Origin of the sequence: Rhizobium johnstonii 3841, assembly GCF_000009265.1 — a bacterium.
Lineage (GTDB): Bacteria > Pseudomonadota > Alphaproteobacteria > Rhizobiales > Rhizobiaceae > Rhizobium > Rhizobium acaciae.
Map to the genome: position 1 here is coordinate 3,018,809 of NC_008380.1, position 15,644 is coordinate 3,034,452.

Genomic DNA, 15,644 nt, shown 5'->3' on the forward strand with positions numbered 1-15,644 from the left:
ATGGCAAGCGCGGCTGAAGCCGCGCTTGCCTCTCCAACTTCAGGTCGAGAAAGCGGGCTGCCTAACAGCATCGAAAAGGGAAAAGCGGATGTCGGCTATTGCAACGATCGGATTCGGCGAAGCGGCGCAGGCCTTCGTATCGGGCTGGCGATCCGAGAACGGCGCATCGCCTGAAAATATCTCCACCTTCGACATAAAGGTTGAAGATCCATCCCAGCTTGGCGATCTGCTGCAGGCATGTTCGGATCTCGGTGTCGATTGCGCCGAAACACCGGCACAGGCGCTAGCGGGTGCCGGCACCGTCTTCAGCCTGGTCACCGCAGACCGCGCCCTGGAAGCGGCGACCCGGGTCGCCGAATTCCTCGGGAGAGACGCGCTTTATCTCGACTGCAACTCCTGCTCTCCCGCAACAAAGGCCGCCGCCGCCAGGCTCGTCGAAGCAGCCGGCGCCGTCTACGTCGACGTCGCAGTGATGTCGCCCGTTCATCCCGCCCGCCATCGCACGCCGCTCTTGGTCTCAGGATCGTCGGCAGAACGGGCGCAGCACGTGCTCCTTGGCCTCGGAATGCAGGCCCGGACGGCGGGAGACGAGATAGGACAGGCCTCGTCGATCAAGATGCTGCGGTCGGTGATGATCAAGGGCTTCGAGGCGCTGACTGCGGAATGCCTGCTGGCTGCCCGCCGCGCCGGCGTGGAAAAAGCGGTGCTCGCATCTCTCCAGGCCTCGGATCCTGGCATAGACTGGACGATGCGTGCAGCTTACAACCTTGAACGCATGATGATACATGGCAAGCGGCGGGCCGCGGAAATGCAGGAAGTCGCCGCGACACTGAGAGAACTGGGGCTGCCGGATCGCATGGCCTCGGCGACGGCCGACTGGCAGCGCCGGATCGGCGAATTGGACATCCTGATGCCGGAAAATTCCCTGGAAGCGCGGGCCGATGCCATTTTGGAGCGTGATTTGACTTGAATTCAGCGGCGTCTCCGGCATTGCAAGTCCAGCACAACCTTCGCCATCTGAGGGTCTTCCTTGCCGTGGTCGACACCAATTCCGTCACCCGGGCGGCCGATGTCTGCCATCTCTCGCAGCCCGCGGTCACGCAGGCGCTCTCCAAGATCGAACGCGCCCTGCGAACGACCCTTTTTACCAGGACCCCGCAAGGCCTGTTCGCCAACGCGCAAGGGGATGTTCTCGCAAAGCGCGTGCGAAGAGCCTTCGGCTTCCTCGATCCGGCCCTCAATGAACTCAGCCCACGCCTTCGCATGGTCGCGACGTCCTCTCAACTGCAGGCCCTCATCGCCGTCCGCGAGGCCGAGAACTTCACGCTTGCCGCCCGCAGGCTCGGCCTGGCCCAGCCGACCGTTCACCGGGCGGTGACGCAACTCGAGGAGGAAGCCGCCCGCCCGTTGTTCGAGCGGACCTCCTATGGCATCGTCGCCACCCGCGCCGCCGGAACGCTCGCCCAGGCCGCACGCCTCGCCTTCGCCGAACTGGCGCAGGCGGAGGTGGATCTCGCCGAAACACTTTCAGAGGAAGCCGGCCGGATCGTCGTCGGTGCGATGCCGCTTTCGCGCTCCTTCGTGCTTCCGAGAGCCATCGCCGAGTTCCGGAAGTTCCGTCCGAACACGCCGATCCACATTCTGGAGGGTCCCTATGCCGACCTGCTTGCCGGCCTCAGGCGCGGCGAGATCGATTTCCTGATCGGCGCGTTGCGCGATCCCGCACCGATCGGTGACGTCGAGCAACGCTTCCTGTTCACCGATACGCTGGTCGTCGTCGCCGGCAGCAACCATCCGCTGACGACACGCTCCGAGCAGCTCACGGTCGAGGAACTCGCGGCCTATCCATGGATCGTCGGCCAGCGCGGCACGCCGATCCGGCGGCATTTCGACACCCTGTTCGAGGGCCTGGACCACCCGCCGACGAGCATCGTCGAGTCCAGTTCGCTCATCCTGATGCGCGAACTGCTGAACGGAACGGACCATCTCGGCTGCATTTCCTACCTGCAGGCCCAGGCGGAATTGTCACGCGGCCTCCTCAAGGCATTGCCGCTCGACCTCAGCCACACCGCACGCCCGATCGGCCTCACCTTGCGCATCAACTGGATGCCGACGCGCGCGCAAGAACAATTCCTGAGGTTCGTCTCGTCGAAGGAGGAGCCTGCCGCCGAAACGCCGTGAAGCGGATCGGCGATCACAACCCGCCCAGCAGCTTGAACGCTATGATCCACATCGTGAAAGCGACGAGCGTTTCCAGCATGCGCCAGGATGAGGGTTTCGAGAAGATCGGCCGCAGCCGCTTCGCGCCATAACCGAGCGAAAAGAAGAACAGGAAGGACCCCGTCACCGCCCCTGCCGCAAAAGAAGCCTGCTCTCCCGGATATCGTGTCGATATCGTGCCGAGCAGCACCACGGTGTCGAGATAAACATGCGGATTGAGCCAGGTGAGTGCGAGGCAGGTGGCCAGCGTCTGCCGAAAGCTCGATGGTTTGGCTTCCGCGGCCGTGAGAGCGGCGGACGACCGCAAGGCGGAATAGAGGCTTCTTGCCCCGTACCAGATCAAAAATACGGCTCCGCCGTAGCGCATGACGGGATCGAGCCAGGGCATGAACCTGGCGATTTGCTGCAGGCTGGTTACGCCAAGCACGATCAGCGCGGCATCCGATACCGCGCATGCGAGGCAGACGGCAAAGACATGTTCGTTGCGTAAGCCCTGACGGAGAATGAAGGCGTTCTGCGCGCCGATGGCGACGATCAGGCTGAGGCCCATCATCAGGCCGGTTCCATAGATCGAAAAATTCATCTCTTCGGCCAACGCCCCTCATTTCGGTGAGGTTGCGCTATCGTTATTCCGAGAGTTAGGCTAGTTAATCCAGCTTACCTAGATTAAGTGAAACTAATCCATGCTCGACTATCCCGCTCTTCGCGCCGTCGCAACCATTGTCCAGGCAGGCAGCTTCGAAAGAGCTGCGACCGCCTTGAACGTGACCCCTTCGGCCATTTCGCAGCGCGTCAAGCAGCTCGAAGAGCGTCTCGGCGTCGTCCTCATCGTCAGAGGCACGCCGTGCACGGCGACGGAAAAGGGAGAATGGCTCTGCCGCCATATGGAGAATGTCGGCATGCTCGAAGCAGAACTCTTCGGGCAGCTGCCCGCCCTCGTCGATCCCGACGAACCACGGCAAAGGGTCACGCTTCAAATCGCGACGAACGCCGACAGCCTCGGAACATGGTTCGTCGAAGCCATGTCGAATTTTGCCAAAAGCTCTTCCTATCTGCTGAACGTCGCCGTCGACGACCAGGACCATACCGCCGAATGGCTCCAGCGCGGACGAGTGATCGCCGCCGTCACCAGCCTGGAAAAACCGGTCCGAGGATGCCGGCGTTTTGCCCTCGGCGTTCTGCGTTACCATGCAACGGCAACCCCCGACTTCGTCGCGCGCTATTTTCCGCAGGGCGTGACATCAGAGGCGATCCGCAACGCTCCGGCGCTGACCTTCAATCAAAAGGACAGGCTGCAGAGCAGCTGGATCAGCCGAACATTCGGACGCGATCTCGATTATCCCACCCACTGGCTGCCTTCGCCGCAGAGCTTCGTCGAGGCCAGCCTTTCAGGCATGTGCTGGGGAATGAACCCGACACAGCTGACCCGCGAGCACCTCGCATCCGGACGGCTGGTCGAGCTGGTGCCCGATACGCCGCTCGATGTCCCGCTCTACTGGCAGATAAATCGCCTCGCCGCCGACCGCCTGGCGGATCTGACGCGCGAAGTCGTCACCGTGGCCAAGCTCCGCCTTTGATGCATCACTCAAAAATGCAGCATCATCCCGATGAACGGGTCGCGCTTATTAGACGTAAGCCGTGCGGCTGCCGAACTCGCTGGTCTCGTCAAAATTCGTCGTGCCGATACGCTCGCTTTCGCCGGAAAGTTCTTTAGGAGCCTCACCGGCAGGCTTCGATGCAGCAGACGCCTGAGTTTGGCTGCTCTCGCTCGCTTCGAGCTTGGCGATCTTCGCTTCCAGCGTATCGATAGATTTTTCGATTGTGGCCTTCTCTTGCTCGTCCTGTGTTTCCGACAGGGCTGCCTGCTTTTCGGCAAGCTGCGCCTCGAGAGAGGCAAGTTGGTCCGACGAACTGGAAGACGAGGTTGAAGCGGCTGAACTCAAAATGGTGGATGCAGAACTGGAAATTGCGCTGACCATGAGCATGACTTTCGATGATGGAATGTCATCGTTCTAGCCACGGATGGTAAAGGTTCGATAAATAACGTACCGACTAGTACCAAATTAATGAGCGGGCCACGCGAATAGTGCTATCCTATGCGATGGCGATGATCTCCAGTTCCTGGCCGCCCGTTTCCACCGCATCGCCGACAGCCTTGCCCATCAGGAGCCGCGCCACCGGGGAGACATAGGAAATGGAGCCGGCCTTCGGATCGGCCTCGTCCTCTCCGACGATGCGATAGGTCTGCACACGCCCGTCGTCGCGACGGAAAGTCACCGTGCTGCCGAAGGCGACGGTATCGATTGACGTAGCGGCAGGCATCAGCTGTGCGGTGCGAAGTCTTGCGGCTAAATAGCGGAGATCCCGCAAGGGATTGGCCGCCTGCCGCCGCCGTTCGTTCACATCTTCGATGGGGCTCGCAGCATCATAGGCCTCGCGAGCCTGCTGGAACTGTAATTCCAGAGCCTTCAATCCCGCTTCCGTGACTAGGTTCGGATGCGGCGAAATCGGACGATCGGGCAGCAGGGTTTCCGAAGCGGTTTCAAAACTCTCTTCCTTGGTGAAAGCGACGGCCAATCTCGAACTCCGTTTTAGCGCGATGCGGTCTTGTAGCAGACGGACAATTGCCCCAGACCTTTGTCGGACTCATACACCGACTACAGACGAACAGCCAATCTGGTCTCAACGACAGCCGCTTTTCCGGTTATGCCCAGGTAGCCTGGCAGCGTTGGGAACGTCCTGCGCTGCAAACAGAAAGTAGCGCTTGTCGTCCGCGCCTCGAACGGCAATATCCCCGACCTTTCGGTAATGCTGAACCCGCTCTGCCGGCGGTTCGACACTCTCATTTCGAGACGTGCTGAGGTTTGCCTTTCCTCTTGGTTGAGGCAAATTCCTCAAGCTGTTTCTCGCTCATGGATTCGACCATCTGTTTCGAGGCGCCCTTGAGTTCGCTCTTCGGCGTCTCGCCACGCTTGGCCGAAAGTGCGGCGCCTGCCGCCTTCTGCTGGGCCTTGGACTTGGCTGGCATATCGATCTCCTTTTGCTCGAACAGAACGGCCGCCGACGTCAAAGCTTCTTGAGTTCGTCAGGCTTGTGTGCCGCGCGCTTTCCAGATTTGTCGCTTTCGACGATATATTGCGGCTCGGCCTTCGATGCCTTCACGCTGTGGCCTTTGATCGTCGTCGGACTGCTCTGCTTCTTGACCACCCTACCCTCGGTCTTTCCCTGGCTGGTATTCCAACTTACCTCATCGCCCCTCTTTAATTGCTTCGACATGGCGGGCGCCCTTAAGAGCATCATACCGAAAGGGTAAGCGGTTTTCGGACGACATGATGCTCTGATCATCCTGTTCCAAGGAGGCTGCGGCCCGCAAGCCGCAGCCGACCGGCTGTCAGTTGATGGTAGCCCACTGCATCCGGACATCCCTGGCGTTCTTCGACAGATGGACGTGTGCGTCGACGTGATCGACCCAATCGATCGGGATCAAGTGGTGCTTGCCGTCCTCCGAATCCATCTTTGTCAGCTTGATGCGGGTGGTGCCATCGAGATGATCGACTGTGCCGACATGGGTGCCGTCGGCAGCCCGAACTTCCATATGTTCACGGATCTGCTCTGCGGAAATCATCGTTTCCTCCTTTGCATCATTGTCAGATACGAAGCGGCAACAACGTGGAGCGGACTTGGTTCCAAACACGAGCGACGGTGTTCAATCAGCAGTCACGTCCCAGTTGTCATCCGGGTTGAAGGTCCTGATGCCATCAGCTATTTTTTCGGTCTGCCGGCCGAGATCGGCCTGGTAGACGGTGCCGTTCGCGTTCACTGCGAAGGTGTGCATGCCGGTTTCGCCATATCGGATCGGCCAGGCGATCATTGCGAATCCTGCGATCATGTTGCCGTTGATCACATAATCGAACTTTCCGCCGGCGATGTTCGGCCCCTGGCTGTCGATAATCCTGTAGCGATAGCCGTAATAGCCCTCGCCGGCCTTCGCCTTATCAAGTGCCGCATCGTCTTCGAGGGCATTGCCCGCCGGGCTATCACCTTCGCCCGGATCAGGCGACCAGTAGAGACCATCGGTTTTGCCGTCGCTGCTGATTAGTTTCTGGGCATATTCCAGGACGCCGTCACCGTCGCGGTCGGCGGAAGCATATTCCCTTTGGGCATCGACATAGGCCCGCATCGTGTCGATGGTCTGCAATTCGTTCTCGCCGACGCGACGATTGATGATCTCCTCGAACCCGGCATAGGTGTCGAAGGCCCATTTGCCATCGTCGCCCTTCGCGATCGGAAATGGCAGAGGCCATAATTTGTCGCCGATCTCGATGATCTTGCGGCCATCGACGTCCTTCACGACGATCTTCTTCTTCGTGCCGTCCCGGATCTGTGCGTAGGTGTCCATCACTCCTTCGCCTGCCTTCGCTTTCGCCGCATCAATTCCCAGCAGCGCCGCGAACTTGTCGAAATCATCAGCCGACAAGGCCGCCTTGAAGGCGTCGACGGCTTGTTCCGGCGTCTCGAATACCGGGGGATCGCTCTGCGAAGCGAAGCCCGAGATGACGGTCGCATCGGATGGCTCTGCCGCAGATGTCGGAACCGGATTGGTGGCGAGAGCCGCAAGAGCGAACACAGAACCCAGAAGCATGTTTCTGACTGATTTGGTCATGACTTTCCTCCTTCTTTCGGTCACCGACGACCGCCGCCGCGGCCACCGCCACCGCGGCCACCGCCACCGCCAGCGCGGCCGCCGCCACCGCCGCGCATTTCTCTACCGCCGCCGCGATTGCTCCCGGCCATGGCCTGTCTGCCGCGGTTGGACTGCATCTGCGCGCGCCTGCCGCTGTCGACCTGACCGAGGGCTGAAGGCTTTCTGGGCCGGTTGTCGACCCGGGCCGCTGGCTTCGCCTTTGCGACCGGACGTTTGGCGTTGCCCCCGGACCTTGCCTTTTCGCCAGCTCTGTTCGTCGTCCTCGCGTCGGGCCTGCGGTTCTGCGCGGCCTGCGCTGCCTTCCCGCCGCCAGGTGCCGCTCCCGTGTTGCCTGCCTTGTTGCGGGAAGCATTGATCCTGTCCGCATCGATCTTGCTCTTGCGGACATCGTTGACGCTGATTTTGCCCGGCTGGTTGCGGATCGTGTTCGCACGGTCGTTGCCTCTAGCTCCGACCCTGTTGCCGGCATTCGCCTCGATACTGCTCCGGAAGGAGTTGCGATCGATATTGTTGAACTGCGCGCCGTCGAACCCGATCTTGCTGCGGTCGACATTCTTCCAGTCGACGTCGTTGATATTCACTTTGCCGTTGATGTTGTTGAGGCAATTGTTGCAGTCGATATCGACGTTGCCGTTCCAGCGCCCGCCCCATACGCCCCAACCGTTCCAGTCGACCGCAGCAGCCCAAACCGCTCCTGTCACCACGCCCGCAAAAAAGGTGGCGGTCGGATAGTAGTAGTTCGGATACGGCTCTGAATAGTAGCCGATAGGCTCAGCCGCATAGTTTGGTTCATACAACATCTCCGGCGCATACTGCGGAACGTAGATCTTGTCAGGACTGGCGGAGACGATCACGACGTTGTCGTTCTCCTGGCTGACCTTGATCTTGTCGTCAGTCTTGATGATGCCGTCGGCGACCGCTTTGTCGCGCAGTTGCTGTATGGCGATCAGAACGTCCTTCTGCTGGACGGAGAGCGCCTCTCCGAGCGACTGCGTCCAGTCCAGATCCTCGCTCATCATCGTGACGATCTGGGGATAGTTCAGCAGCGATACGATGCTGCCGTCCCACGTCGTCTTCGGCTTGAGTTCGGGCTGCTTCTTCAAGGTTTCGAGAAACCGGGCTGCTTCCACGACCTGCAGCGGATAGAGCGACGCCGATGTGACGAGCGCGACCAGTTCGTCCGGATAAAGTGCAATCCGCGCCACCAGGATCTCGAGTTCGTCCTCACTCAGCGGCGCCGGCGCGTCGTCTTCCGTCGCCGCGGCGGGACTGGAAGCGGTCGGCTCCTGCGCGGCGGCGATCGGCGTCGGATGTGGCGAAAACGGGAAGCCTGCAAAAGGCAGGAACAGGCCCGTGGCGAGTAACAATGCGTGAGGTCTAGCCATCTCAAATCCTCCTTGCGGTCAGACATAGTGTGTAGGCTGTCGACTATTGTATCTTCGCTCGTGCCGCATCCTCCTCCGAGTGGAGGAGGATTGATAGCTAAACATCGGCCAAGCCGTCTTTTGCTCCATATCTATAGCAAAGACAGCTCCAAGCGTAGTCGCGGGGCTGATCTGGGACGTATGTTACAGTAACACGCTTACAAAAGCGGAGTTCAGCGCGCTGGCTAAAATCGACTGCAGGCCGCTTGATCACGAAGTCAAGGGCATGGACCACTGCCTCCCTTGAAGGCGACATGGCACGCCAATTATCAGTCACCGCGAGGGCGCGGTTGACGGCTAAAATATCGGCCAAGCCGTAGGTTACCAGAACCTACAGTATCATACTGTCTAGTTTAACTTATCGATGCTGTAGTTCTCGGTCTTGGCCTTCGACCACTGGGAGGTAACGTCATGGCTGAAAGTGAAAAGTCAAATCCTCAGATGCTTAGCGCGGAAGAATTGAGACAGAAAGCTCTGGAACTGCAGCTGGTAGAAATGCAGCGTGATGACAAAGTCAAAGCGCGTGAAGCAAAAAAACACGCGGAGTTCGTCGATGACTTCTTCCGCAAACACGTCGGCGACAAGGAACGTGACATTATCAGGCGCGTCGTCATGAAGGCAGCCGCCGACGGCAAATCCGAGGCCATGGTCTATAGCTTTCCGTCGAGCTTCTGCACGGATAGCGGCCGCGCGATCAACAGTGCCCGGCCAGAGTGGCCGACGACGCTTCAAGGAAAAGCCAAGGAAATATATGATCTTTTCGTCGAAGTGGCCCGGCCTCACGGCTACAAGCTGAAAGCAATGGTCATCAGTTTTCCGGGCGGCATGCCGGGCGACATCGGCTTCTTCCTGAACTGGGAGGCACCAGTCGGCTAGGCCGCTACGCAACTATGCGGTTCGTCAGCCATGGGTTAGGTCGGCGCATCAGCGCCCGCGGTCAACCCTTCGGCTGATGCTGCTTGGCAAGACCATCTTCGTCAAAGCCCAATCTGCGCCCAGTCTGGAGCGATCGGAGGCTACCCACTGGTAGCCTGGGTTCGCTTCGGCAGATGAATGAATTTCCGGGGGGGTGGCATGCTTCAAAGTTTTCATATGCCGATATTCAGGGGTCTGGAGGGATTTCGCGCGGACTGGCTGCGAAGCGATATTCCTGCGGGGCTGTCGATTGCAGCTGTCGGCCTGCCGAGTGCGATCGCTTATCCCGCCATCGCCGGCCTCCCCCCGGAAACCGGGATATATGCGAGTATCGTCGCGCCCGTTGCCTACGCTCTGTTCGGGCCGTCGCGGCTATTGGTGGTCGGGCCGGACGCCGGGACCATGGCGGTTCTCGCGGCGGTCATAGGAACTGTCATCGCCGCGCAACCTGCCGGCACATCAGCCGATCCGGTTGCAATCGCCTCTGCCCTGGCGCTCGGCGTCGGAGCCTTCTATTTTGCAGCACGGCTGCTGCGGCTGGGCGTCCTCGCAAGCTTTCTATCCCGCCCGATTCTAGTCGGCTTCTTTGCCGGCGTATCCATCTCCATTCTTGTCGGGCAGATCGGCCGCTTTACCGGGGTGCGTATCGAGTCCGACGGTCTCCTGCCGCCGATTGCCGAGATCATTCGCAAGAGTGCCTTGATCCATTGGCCGACATTGCTGTTCGGGCTCGCCATGTTCGCACTGTTGTGGATCGTGAAAGCCACGCGGCTGCCTGTACCAGGACCCGTCGTCGTTGTCGTCGTTTCCGTCATTCTCTCCGCCATCTTCAACTTTGAAGCCGCAGGCATCCGCGTCGTTGGCGATCTCCCCACCGGGCTGCCGTCATTCTCCCTCGATGCATTCTCTCAAATGCCCATGGACAGGATCGTGCTTGGGTCGGCAGCCGTCTTTCTGATCAGTTTTGGTTCGAGTATCGTCGCCGCACGAAGCTTCGGGGCGCGCTCCGGCGAGGAGGTCGACGCCAACCGGGAACTTATCGGGCTGGGCGCGGCGAACATCGCCCCCGGTCTGTTTGGTTCATTTCCCATCGCCGTGTCCGACTCGCGTACAGCGATCAATCTTGCAGTCGGCGGCAGATCGCAAGCAGCCGGTCTCGTTTCCGCCGTGACCCTGATGGCGGCGCTACTGTTCTTGAATGACGCCCTGCGCATCCTGCCGATCCCTGCCCTGGCGGCGATCCTGGCGGCAGCCGCAATCAGCCTGATCGACGTCAGCGAGTTGAGAAAGATATGGCACATCAGCCGCATGGAGTTCGTCTTTGCCCTGATCGCCATGTTCGGAGCCATCAGCTTCGGCGTGCTGAACGGCGTCATCGTCGCGATTGCCGCAACCCTGATCTATCTCCTGCGCAAGACGATGTTTCCGAAAGACACGCTTCTCGGCCGCATTGCCGGACGCGATGGCTTCTACGACATGCAGCGGTTTCCGGAGGCCCGGGGCATTCCAGGCATCGCCATATGTCTCGTCCAGGGCAATCTGCTGTTTTACAACGCCGATTATATCAGCATCCGGCTTCGCGCCATCGCTGACGGCCTGCCGGCCGAAACACGCTGGTTCATCCTCGACGCCAGCGCCATTGCGCATATCGACAGCACCGGAGCCGCAGCACTCGATGCCGTGCAGGCAAACCTCTCCGGGCGGGGCATCGCTTTCGGCGTCGCTCACCTGAACGCCGAGGTCACGGAGCTGCTGGCGCGCGCCGGCGTCGTCGACGGCATCGGAGCAGGAAAGTTCTTTGACGACACGGAGGACGCGCTGCGCGCCGCGCGCCTGGGGGAAGAAAGCGACCGGCCTTTGGCCGGAGGTCATCAGTGAAGGGACATGGAGGAAGTGATGAACAAACGGCAGGACGACGACACAGAAGTAGACGAAAAGAAAGGCAAGAAGTCCTGGAAGTACGACAAGGAAATCGTAAAGCTTCAGGTCGAGCTCGCGCATCTGCAGGCCTGGGTGAAGAAATCCGGCGCTCGCATCGTGATCATCTTCGAGGGTCGGGATGCTGCCGGCAAAGGCGGGATGATCAAGCGAATTACCGAGCGCGTCAGTCCACGGGTCTTTCGCGTCATCGCGTTGCCGGCTCCGACCGATCGCGAAAAGACGCAAATGTATATGCAACGCTACATCGCGCATATGCCCGCCGCGGGCGAAATCGTCATATTCGATCGCAGTTGGTACAATCGCCCCGGCGTCGACCGGGTGATGGGATTCTGCTCCGAGAAAAAGGCCCGGCGCTTTCTCGAGCTGGCTCCCGGTTTCGAGGCCTCGATCGTCGAAAGCGGCATCACTCTGCTGAAGTACTTCCTGACGGTCGGCGAGGAGGAACAGGATCGGCGCTTCAGACGGCGGATCGACGATCCGCTGCGGCAGTGGAAACTCAGCCCGATGGATGTCGAGTCGTACCAACGGTGGTGGGACTACACGGTTGCTTACGACGAGATGATCCGGGCGACGGACCGCCAGCACGCTCCATGGTGGATCGTGCCGTCAGACGACAAGAAGCGCGCGCGCATCAACTGCATCTCGCACATCCTGAAGTCGATTCCGTACGAAACGATGAAGTTCAACGCACCGGATCTTGGGAAACGTCAAAAGCGGCCCGCTGCCTATGTCGAAGACAAAAGCATCCGGCGTTTTGTGCCGGATGTGGTCGCAGAGCAGATGCAATAATTGAAGCCGCGGGGGGGGACGCCGCCGCAATTTCAGGAGGAAGGCCCGCGCCCGGAACAGCAGCGGCTGTCCGGCGCGGTGATGTTATCAATCAACAGGAGTGTGTGATGATCCATCCATCGATCCGTGTGCTGTCTGTCGCTATTGCCTGCATTCTTCCCTTGGCCGGCATATCCGTTTCGCAAGCGCAGGCGGGCGAGCCGTTCGAACAATTTCCGATGGTCATAACCTGCGAATATAAAGGCCTGCACCAAGCCTTCTATTTCACGAGATTGGATGCTGATGGTATGGCCACCTACATCAACCCGAGCAAGCTTGCCGGAACGATATCGGTCAGCGGTACAGCTAAAGCGTTGGGTGAATCAATCGGCGGAAGTTGCTTGGGTAAAACACTTAAAGAGCTCAGGGCGTCGGGACAAGCTCGCGACCTAAAGCCCTAGCAACCTTCCCTTCCGGGTGTCATGGATCCCCATGCAGCAATCGACGACCCGATCCGGCAGGAGGGAGGCTGCACCTGCATACTCAATTTTAACGTTCGGACAACAGGACCTGGTCGAGAAGTCCGTCAAGCACCGTCATTGAGGTTCGTCGTGATTCGGAACGACAAAGGAGGCAAAGATGACCGCAGAGATTGAGCGAAAATATCTCGTCGTAAACGATAGTTGGCGGGACCACGCTTCCAAAGGCGGCGCATTCTGCCAGGGCTACCTGCTGGCGAGGAAAAACCGCTTCGTACGGGTTAGGATCATCGATAAGGCACACGCCGTCCTCACCGTTAAACTCCGGACCGGGCGCCTGCGCCGCGAGGAGTTCGAATATGAGATTCCCTATGCCGATGCCCTCGAAATGATCGCCTTTGCAACAAGTGTGGTGGAGAAGACCCGCTATGAGGTGACGCATCGTGGCTGCCTTTGGGAGGTGGACGTCTACAGTGGCGTCCACGACGGATTGGTTGTCGCAGAAATCGAGCTTGCCGACGAAAGCGACCAACCTCCCCGCCCGCCGTGGCTCGGCCCGGAAGTGACCGGAAATGCCGCATTTTCCAATCGTACGCTCGCAATGCTCGTGCAACGCAACGACTACCGCAGCCGGAATGTATCCAGGCTGCAACCTGATGGGCAGCCTTCCCAAAGGAGGGAACAATGAGTGCCTTGGTAACGGGCGGCAGTTCCTCCATGCCGGGTTGAAAGCAAAGACCTGAAGCTAACGCATCGGAGTCAGCGCTGCAGGTCGTAGCACTGCGCCCTGCGGCTCCCGGTCTGGCAGGTCGGCGAGAAATTGAGGCGATAGCGCCTTTCTTTCATGCATTCGCTGAAGCCATTGGGATCGGGCGGATCCTTCCACAGATGGGCGAGTTCGCAGTGCTTGCGGACATTGAAGAAGTCTTCTGTTCTCTCAGTGGCGTCAACTGAAGCCGCCGAAGCGGCTAACGCCAAGAACATCGCGGAACTCAAGGCAGCCGACGTCTTCAAGATAAGGTGCTCTCAGAGAACGCCTGAGTCATGCCGATATCCTCTTCGTTTCCCCCGTCCGCGGCCACAGGATGACGGCAAACAGCAGCGCGTAGATCAAGGCTGCTGCGACATAGACGATGCGGGTGGCGAAGGATTCTGCGGCGCTGCCGGGCAGAGGCGAGACCCCGAGGCCGAACAGGATCAGGAAGGTTGTCAGGGCGCCGGCAAAAACCGGGGCGTCCTTCGAGCGAGCAGCCGCGCGCCCTCCGATGAGGAGGACGACGACGAGAACGATGAGGAAGATCGAGAAAAGATTGGGGCGCAGCGATAGCGCGGCATAGGCAACGGAGGCGAGCACGCCACCGAACAGGTTGATGAGCACGAGCCCGATCGCCGCCCTCGCGCTTGCGGCAACGTCGAGCTGCCCAAGCAGCGATGCAACGGTGATCGGAATGACCGCCGCAGCGGTCAGGTTGTCGCTCGTCAGGCAGATCACGACGGAGCCCAGAAGGATGACCGTGTTGGCCAGTGCCCGACCCAAGGCCGGCGGCCGCTCCTCGATCGGCGCCGCCTCGATCTGTTGGGAGAACGGCTCGGGAAAGACCGCATGGGCAAACCACATCAGAACCGTGCCCGACAACACCCCGGTGACCAGGATGGACAGGATGGAGTTGGCGAGTTCCTTGTTGAGGATGCCGAGCAGAGGCACGATAATCGCGACGACGAGCACGAGAAAGACGGCCGGTCCTCCCTTTCCCGTCGACTGTGCGGCGAAGCACGCGAAATAGGTCAGCCCCAGGATGAGAAGGAAGGGTGCGGGACGCTCGCCGAGGACGTCGGTCAGAACCATCATCGCGATCCCGGCGATCAGCATGACCATCGCCGCGCCGATGGTCTTGCCGAGCGGCATGGGCCGCGAACTTCCGAGCAGAAACTGGGCGGCAAAGAGCGGACCCAGGAAGGGCACGATGGCCCCCGCATAGACTGCGAGCGTGAAGCCGATCGAGACCGCGAACGCAACCCGCAGCCCCTTGCGTTTTTGCTCCTCGACCGCGGGGCTCCTCTCAGCGGACATAGGTCAGCACCGACATGATGCGGATCCAGAGCGATCCCCAGGCATTGGTGACCGGGTTGTCGCCGGTGTAGATGACGACGGTCGCCTGCGATCCGTAGCGTACGCCGCCCTTGGGCCTCTGCGCCTCCTCGATGATGAGCCGGACCGGAAACCGCTGCGGCTCCTGGACCCAGCCGCTATCGCTCCGGATCGTCGGCAATCCGGTGTTCGGGTCCGTGCTGCCTTGCGATACGCCGAAACCAACGCTCTCGACTTGCGCCGGAAACAACCGGCCGGGAAGCGCGTCGAAAAGGACTTCCGCCCGGTTGCCGACTGCCACCTTCTCGAGGCTGTTCTCCTTGAAGGCGGCTGTGATCCAGATCGTTCCGACATCAATAAAGGTCATGGCTGACTGTCCAGCCGACACGACCTTACCGATTGTAAGTTGGAGGTTGGTCACGACCCCGGCCGAAGGTGCCTGAACGGTGGTCCGCACCAGATCGAGTCGTGCCTTTTCGAGCGCTGCCAGAGCTGCCCGGAGCTGCGGATTGTCATTTCCGCTCGGCCCGAGCTGCTCCTTGGCCTTGGCCAACTCAGCCTCAGCACCGATGACGGCCGCCTCTGACTGACCGAAAGCCGATCTGGTTGAATCAGCCCGCGCTTTGGAATACACGCCCCTCTTTTCCAGCTCTGCGGCGCGCGCAGCTTGTTCGCGAAGATTGTCGCGATCGACCTGGGCCGTTACGAGCTTTGCCTGCGCCGCATCGACAGCAGCCGTTGACGCGCCCATCGACTGGCCGACACTTGCAAGGCTCGCCTCGGCCTCGCTGACCGCGAGTTCGTAGCGCTCGGGATCGATACGAAAGAGAAGCTGGTCGGCCTCGACGCGCGAGTTGTCGGTGACGCCGACTTCCACCACCCGGCCGGTGACTTCGGGCGCGATGCCCACGATATAGGCTTGGACTTGAGCCTGCGAGGTCGACGGCGTGCGCCGCTCCATGAAGATGGAGAAAACGAACAGGGCGAGCGCCAAAAGGACGATAATGAGTGCTATCCTGCGGAGGGGATTCCGAGGCGTTGGGGAAATGGCTGGCTCGTCCAAGTTTTCGGAAACCACGGCAATATCCTTCGGAGGCGTTTCG

The 15,644-nt window shown here is 60.3% G+C and carries 19 protein-coding genes; 8 read left to right on the plus strand and 11 right to left on the minus strand.

Going from position 1 to position 15,644, the window contains the following annotated elements; translation table 11 throughout:
• Positions 1-88 precede the first annotated feature (88 nt).
• Positions 89-970, plus strand: coding sequence for an NAD(P)-dependent oxidoreductase (locus RL_RS14750; RefSeq protein WP_011652380.1), 882 nt, complete (start codon positions 89-91; stop codon positions 968-970).
• Positions 967-2,181, plus strand: a complete 1,215-nt coding sequence (locus RL_RS14755; protein WP_011652381.1) for a LysR family transcriptional regulator — start codon at positions 967-969, stop codon at positions 2,179-2,181. Before RL_RS14750 ends, RL_RS14755 begins: the two co-directional genes overlap by 4 nt.
• 13 nt (positions 2,182-2,194) lie before the next feature.
• Here the strand turns inward: RL_RS14755 and RL_RS14760 are convergent, their stop codons facing one another.
• Complete coding sequence (locus RL_RS14760; protein WP_011652382.1) at positions 2,195-2,803, minus strand: LysE/ArgO family amino acid transporter; 609 nt, start codon at positions 2,801-2,803, stop codon at positions 2,195-2,197.
• A gap of 100 nt (positions 2,804-2,903) precedes the next feature.
• Here RL_RS14760 and RL_RS14765 point away from each other — a divergent pair, with 100 nt between their 5' ends.
• Positions 2,904-3,797, plus strand: a complete 894-nt coding sequence (locus RL_RS14765) for a LysR family transcriptional regulator ArgP (protein ID WP_011652383.1) — start codon at positions 2,904-2,906, stop codon at positions 3,795-3,797.
• A 48-nt stretch (positions 3,798-3,845) separates the two neighbouring features.
• On the opposite strand, the gene RL_RS14770 is transcribed toward RL_RS14765, so the two are convergent.
• The 7 genes from RL_RS14770 to RL_RS14805 all read right to left on the minus strand — a co-directional run bounded on the left by RL_RS14770 (position 3,846) and on the right by RL_RS14805 (position 8,310).
• Positions 3,846-4,205, minus strand: coding sequence for a hypothetical protein (locus tag RL_RS14770; RefSeq protein ID WP_028741126.1), 360 nt, complete (start codon positions 4,203-4,205; stop codon positions 3,846-3,848).
• A gap of 109 nt (positions 4,206-4,314) precedes the next feature.
• Entirely contained in the window at positions 4,315-4,797 is a 483-nt protein-coding gene (gene greA, locus RL_RS14775; protein ID WP_011652385.1) for a transcription elongation factor GreA, read from the minus strand.
• A 265-nt stretch (positions 4,798-5,062) separates the two neighbouring features.
• Positions 5,063-5,248: a DUF3008 family protein gene (locus tag RL_RS14785; RefSeq protein ID WP_003560205.1), complete on the minus strand. Its 186-nt coding sequence runs from the start codon at positions 5,246-5,248 to the stop codon at positions 5,063-5,065.
• Positions 5,249-5,286: 38 nt separating this feature from the next.
• The gene (locus tag RL_RS14790) at positions 5,287-5,496 is read right to left on the minus strand and encodes a DUF2945 domain-containing protein (RefSeq protein ID WP_028741125.1); all 210 of its coding nucleotides are present in this window, start codon (positions 5,494-5,496) and stop codon (positions 5,287-5,289) included.
• A 115-nt stretch (positions 5,497-5,611) separates the two neighbouring features.
• Positions 5,612-5,845 (minus strand): DUF2171 domain-containing protein, encoded by a 234-nt coding sequence (locus RL_RS14795; RefSeq protein ID WP_003540582.1) that lies wholly within the window; start codon positions 5,843-5,845, stop codon positions 5,612-5,614.
• An 81-nt stretch (positions 5,846-5,926) separates the two neighbouring features.
• Positions 5,927-6,883 (minus strand): DUF2950 domain-containing protein, encoded by a 957-nt coding sequence (locus tag RL_RS14800; protein WP_011652386.1) that lies wholly within the window; start codon positions 6,881-6,883, stop codon positions 5,927-5,929.
• A 20-nt stretch (positions 6,884-6,903) separates the two neighbouring features.
• Positions 6,904-8,310, minus strand: coding sequence for a DUF3300 domain-containing protein (locus tag RL_RS14805; RefSeq protein WP_011652387.1), 1,407 nt, complete (start codon positions 8,308-8,310; stop codon positions 6,904-6,906).
• A 450-nt stretch (positions 8,311-8,760) separates the two neighbouring features.
• On the opposite strand from RL_RS14805, the gene RL_RS14810 reads away from it, so the two are divergent.
• The 5 genes from RL_RS14810 to RL_RS14830 all read left to right on the plus strand — a co-directional run bounded on the left by RL_RS14810 (position 8,761) and on the right by RL_RS14830 (position 13,140).
• The gene (locus RL_RS14810) at positions 8,761-9,225 is read left to right on the plus strand and encodes a hypothetical protein (protein WP_003540585.1); all 465 of its coding nucleotides are present in this window, start codon (positions 8,761-8,763) and stop codon (positions 9,223-9,225) included.
• 198 nt (positions 9,226-9,423) lie between these two features.
• Positions 9,424-11,142: a SulP family inorganic anion transporter gene (locus RL_RS14815; RefSeq protein ID WP_011652389.1), complete on the plus strand. Its 1,719-nt coding sequence runs from the start codon at positions 9,424-9,426 to the stop codon at positions 11,140-11,142.
• A gap of 6 nt (positions 11,143-11,148) precedes the next feature.
• A complete protein-coding gene (gene ppk2, locus RL_RS14820; RefSeq protein ID WP_011652390.1) occupies positions 11,149-11,994 on the plus strand; it encodes a polyphosphate kinase 2 in 846 nt (281 codons plus the stop codon).
• 107 nt (positions 11,995-12,101) lie between these two features.
• Positions 12,102-12,434 (plus strand): hypothetical protein, encoded by a 333-nt coding sequence (locus RL_RS14825; protein WP_028741122.1) that lies wholly within the window; start codon positions 12,102-12,104, stop codon positions 12,432-12,434.
• A gap of 178 nt (positions 12,435-12,612) precedes the next feature.
• Entirely contained in the window at positions 12,613-13,140 is a 528-nt protein-coding gene (locus RL_RS14830; RefSeq protein ID WP_011652391.1) for a CYTH domain-containing protein, read from the plus strand.
• A gap of 71 nt (positions 13,141-13,211) precedes the next feature.
• On the opposite strand, the gene RL_RS14835 is transcribed toward RL_RS14830, so the two are convergent.
• The 3 genes from RL_RS14835 to RL_RS14845 are packed head-to-tail and all read right to left on the minus strand — an operon-like array spanning position 13,212 to position 15,619.
• Positions 13,212-13,466, minus strand: a complete 255-nt coding sequence (locus tag RL_RS14835; protein ID WP_011652392.1) for a hypothetical protein — start codon at positions 13,464-13,466, stop codon at positions 13,212-13,214.
• A gap of 28 nt (positions 13,467-13,494) precedes the next feature.
• Positions 13,495-14,523 carry a DUF2955 domain-containing protein gene (locus RL_RS14840; protein WP_011652393.1) on the minus strand — a complete coding sequence of 343 codons (1,029 nt, stop codon included), beginning with the start codon at positions 14,521-14,523 and terminating at the stop codon, positions 13,495-13,497.
• Entirely contained in the window at positions 14,513-15,619 is a 1,107-nt protein-coding gene (locus tag RL_RS14845; RefSeq protein ID WP_011652394.1) for an HlyD family secretion protein, read from the minus strand. Before RL_RS14845 ends, RL_RS14840 begins: the two co-directional genes overlap by 11 nt.
• Positions 15,620-15,644 lie beyond the last annotated feature (25 nt).

Coding starts and splice junctions, on each gene's coding strand:
- RL_RS14805 (WP_011652387.1), bottom strand. CDS start 8,310: ATGGCTAGACCTCACGCATTGTTACTCGCCACGGGCCTGTTCCTGCCT.
- RL_RS14815 (WP_011652389.1), top strand. CDS start 9,424: ATGCTTCAAAGTTTTCATATGCCGATATTCAGGGGTCTGGAGGGATTT.
- RL_RS14830 (WP_011652391.1), top strand. CDS start 12,613: ATGACCGCAGAGATTGAGCGAAAATATCTCGTCGTAAACGATAGTTGG.
- RL_RS14770 (WP_028741126.1), bottom strand. CDS start 4,205: ATGCTCATGGTCAGCGCAATTTCCAGTTCTGCATCCACCATTTTGAGT.
- RL_RS14765 (WP_011652383.1), top strand. CDS start 2,904: ATGCTCGACTATCCCGCTCTTCGCGCCGTCGCAACCATTGTCCAGGCA.
- RL_RS14785 (WP_003560205.1), bottom strand. CDS start 5,248: ATGCCAGCCAAGTCCAAGGCCCAGCAGAAGGCGGCAGGCGCCGCACTT.
- RL_RS14760 (WP_011652382.1), bottom strand. CDS start 2,803: ATGAATTTTTCGATCTATGGAACCGGCCTGATGATGGGCCTCAGCCTG.
- RL_RS14840 (WP_011652393.1), bottom strand. CDS start 14,523: ATGTCCGCTGAGAGGAGCCCCGCGGTCGAGGAGCAAAAACGCAAGGGG.
- RL_RS14825 (WP_028741122.1), top strand. CDS start 12,102: ATGATCCATCCATCGATCCGTGTGCTGTCTGTCGCTATTGCCTGCATT.
- RL_RS14795 (WP_003540582.1), bottom strand. CDS start 5,845: ATGATTTCCGCAGAGCAGATCCGTGAACATATGGAAGTTCGGGCTGCC.
- RL_RS14790 (WP_028741125.1), bottom strand. CDS start 5,496: ATGTCGAAGCAATTAAAGAGGGGCGATGAGGTAAGTTGGAATACCAGC.
- RL_RS14810 (WP_003540585.1), top strand. CDS start 8,761: ATGGCTGAAAGTGAAAAGTCAAATCCTCAGATGCTTAGCGCGGAAGAA.
- RL_RS14750 (WP_011652380.1), top strand. CDS start 89: ATGTCGGCTATTGCAACGATCGGATTCGGCGAAGCGGCGCAGGCCTTC.
- ppk2 (WP_011652390.1), top strand. CDS start 11,149: ATGGAGGAAGTGATGAACAAACGGCAGGACGACGACACAGAAGTAGAC.
- RL_RS14800 (WP_011652386.1), bottom strand. CDS start 6,883: ATGACCAAATCAGTCAGAAACATGCTTCTGGGTTCTGTGTTCGCTCTT.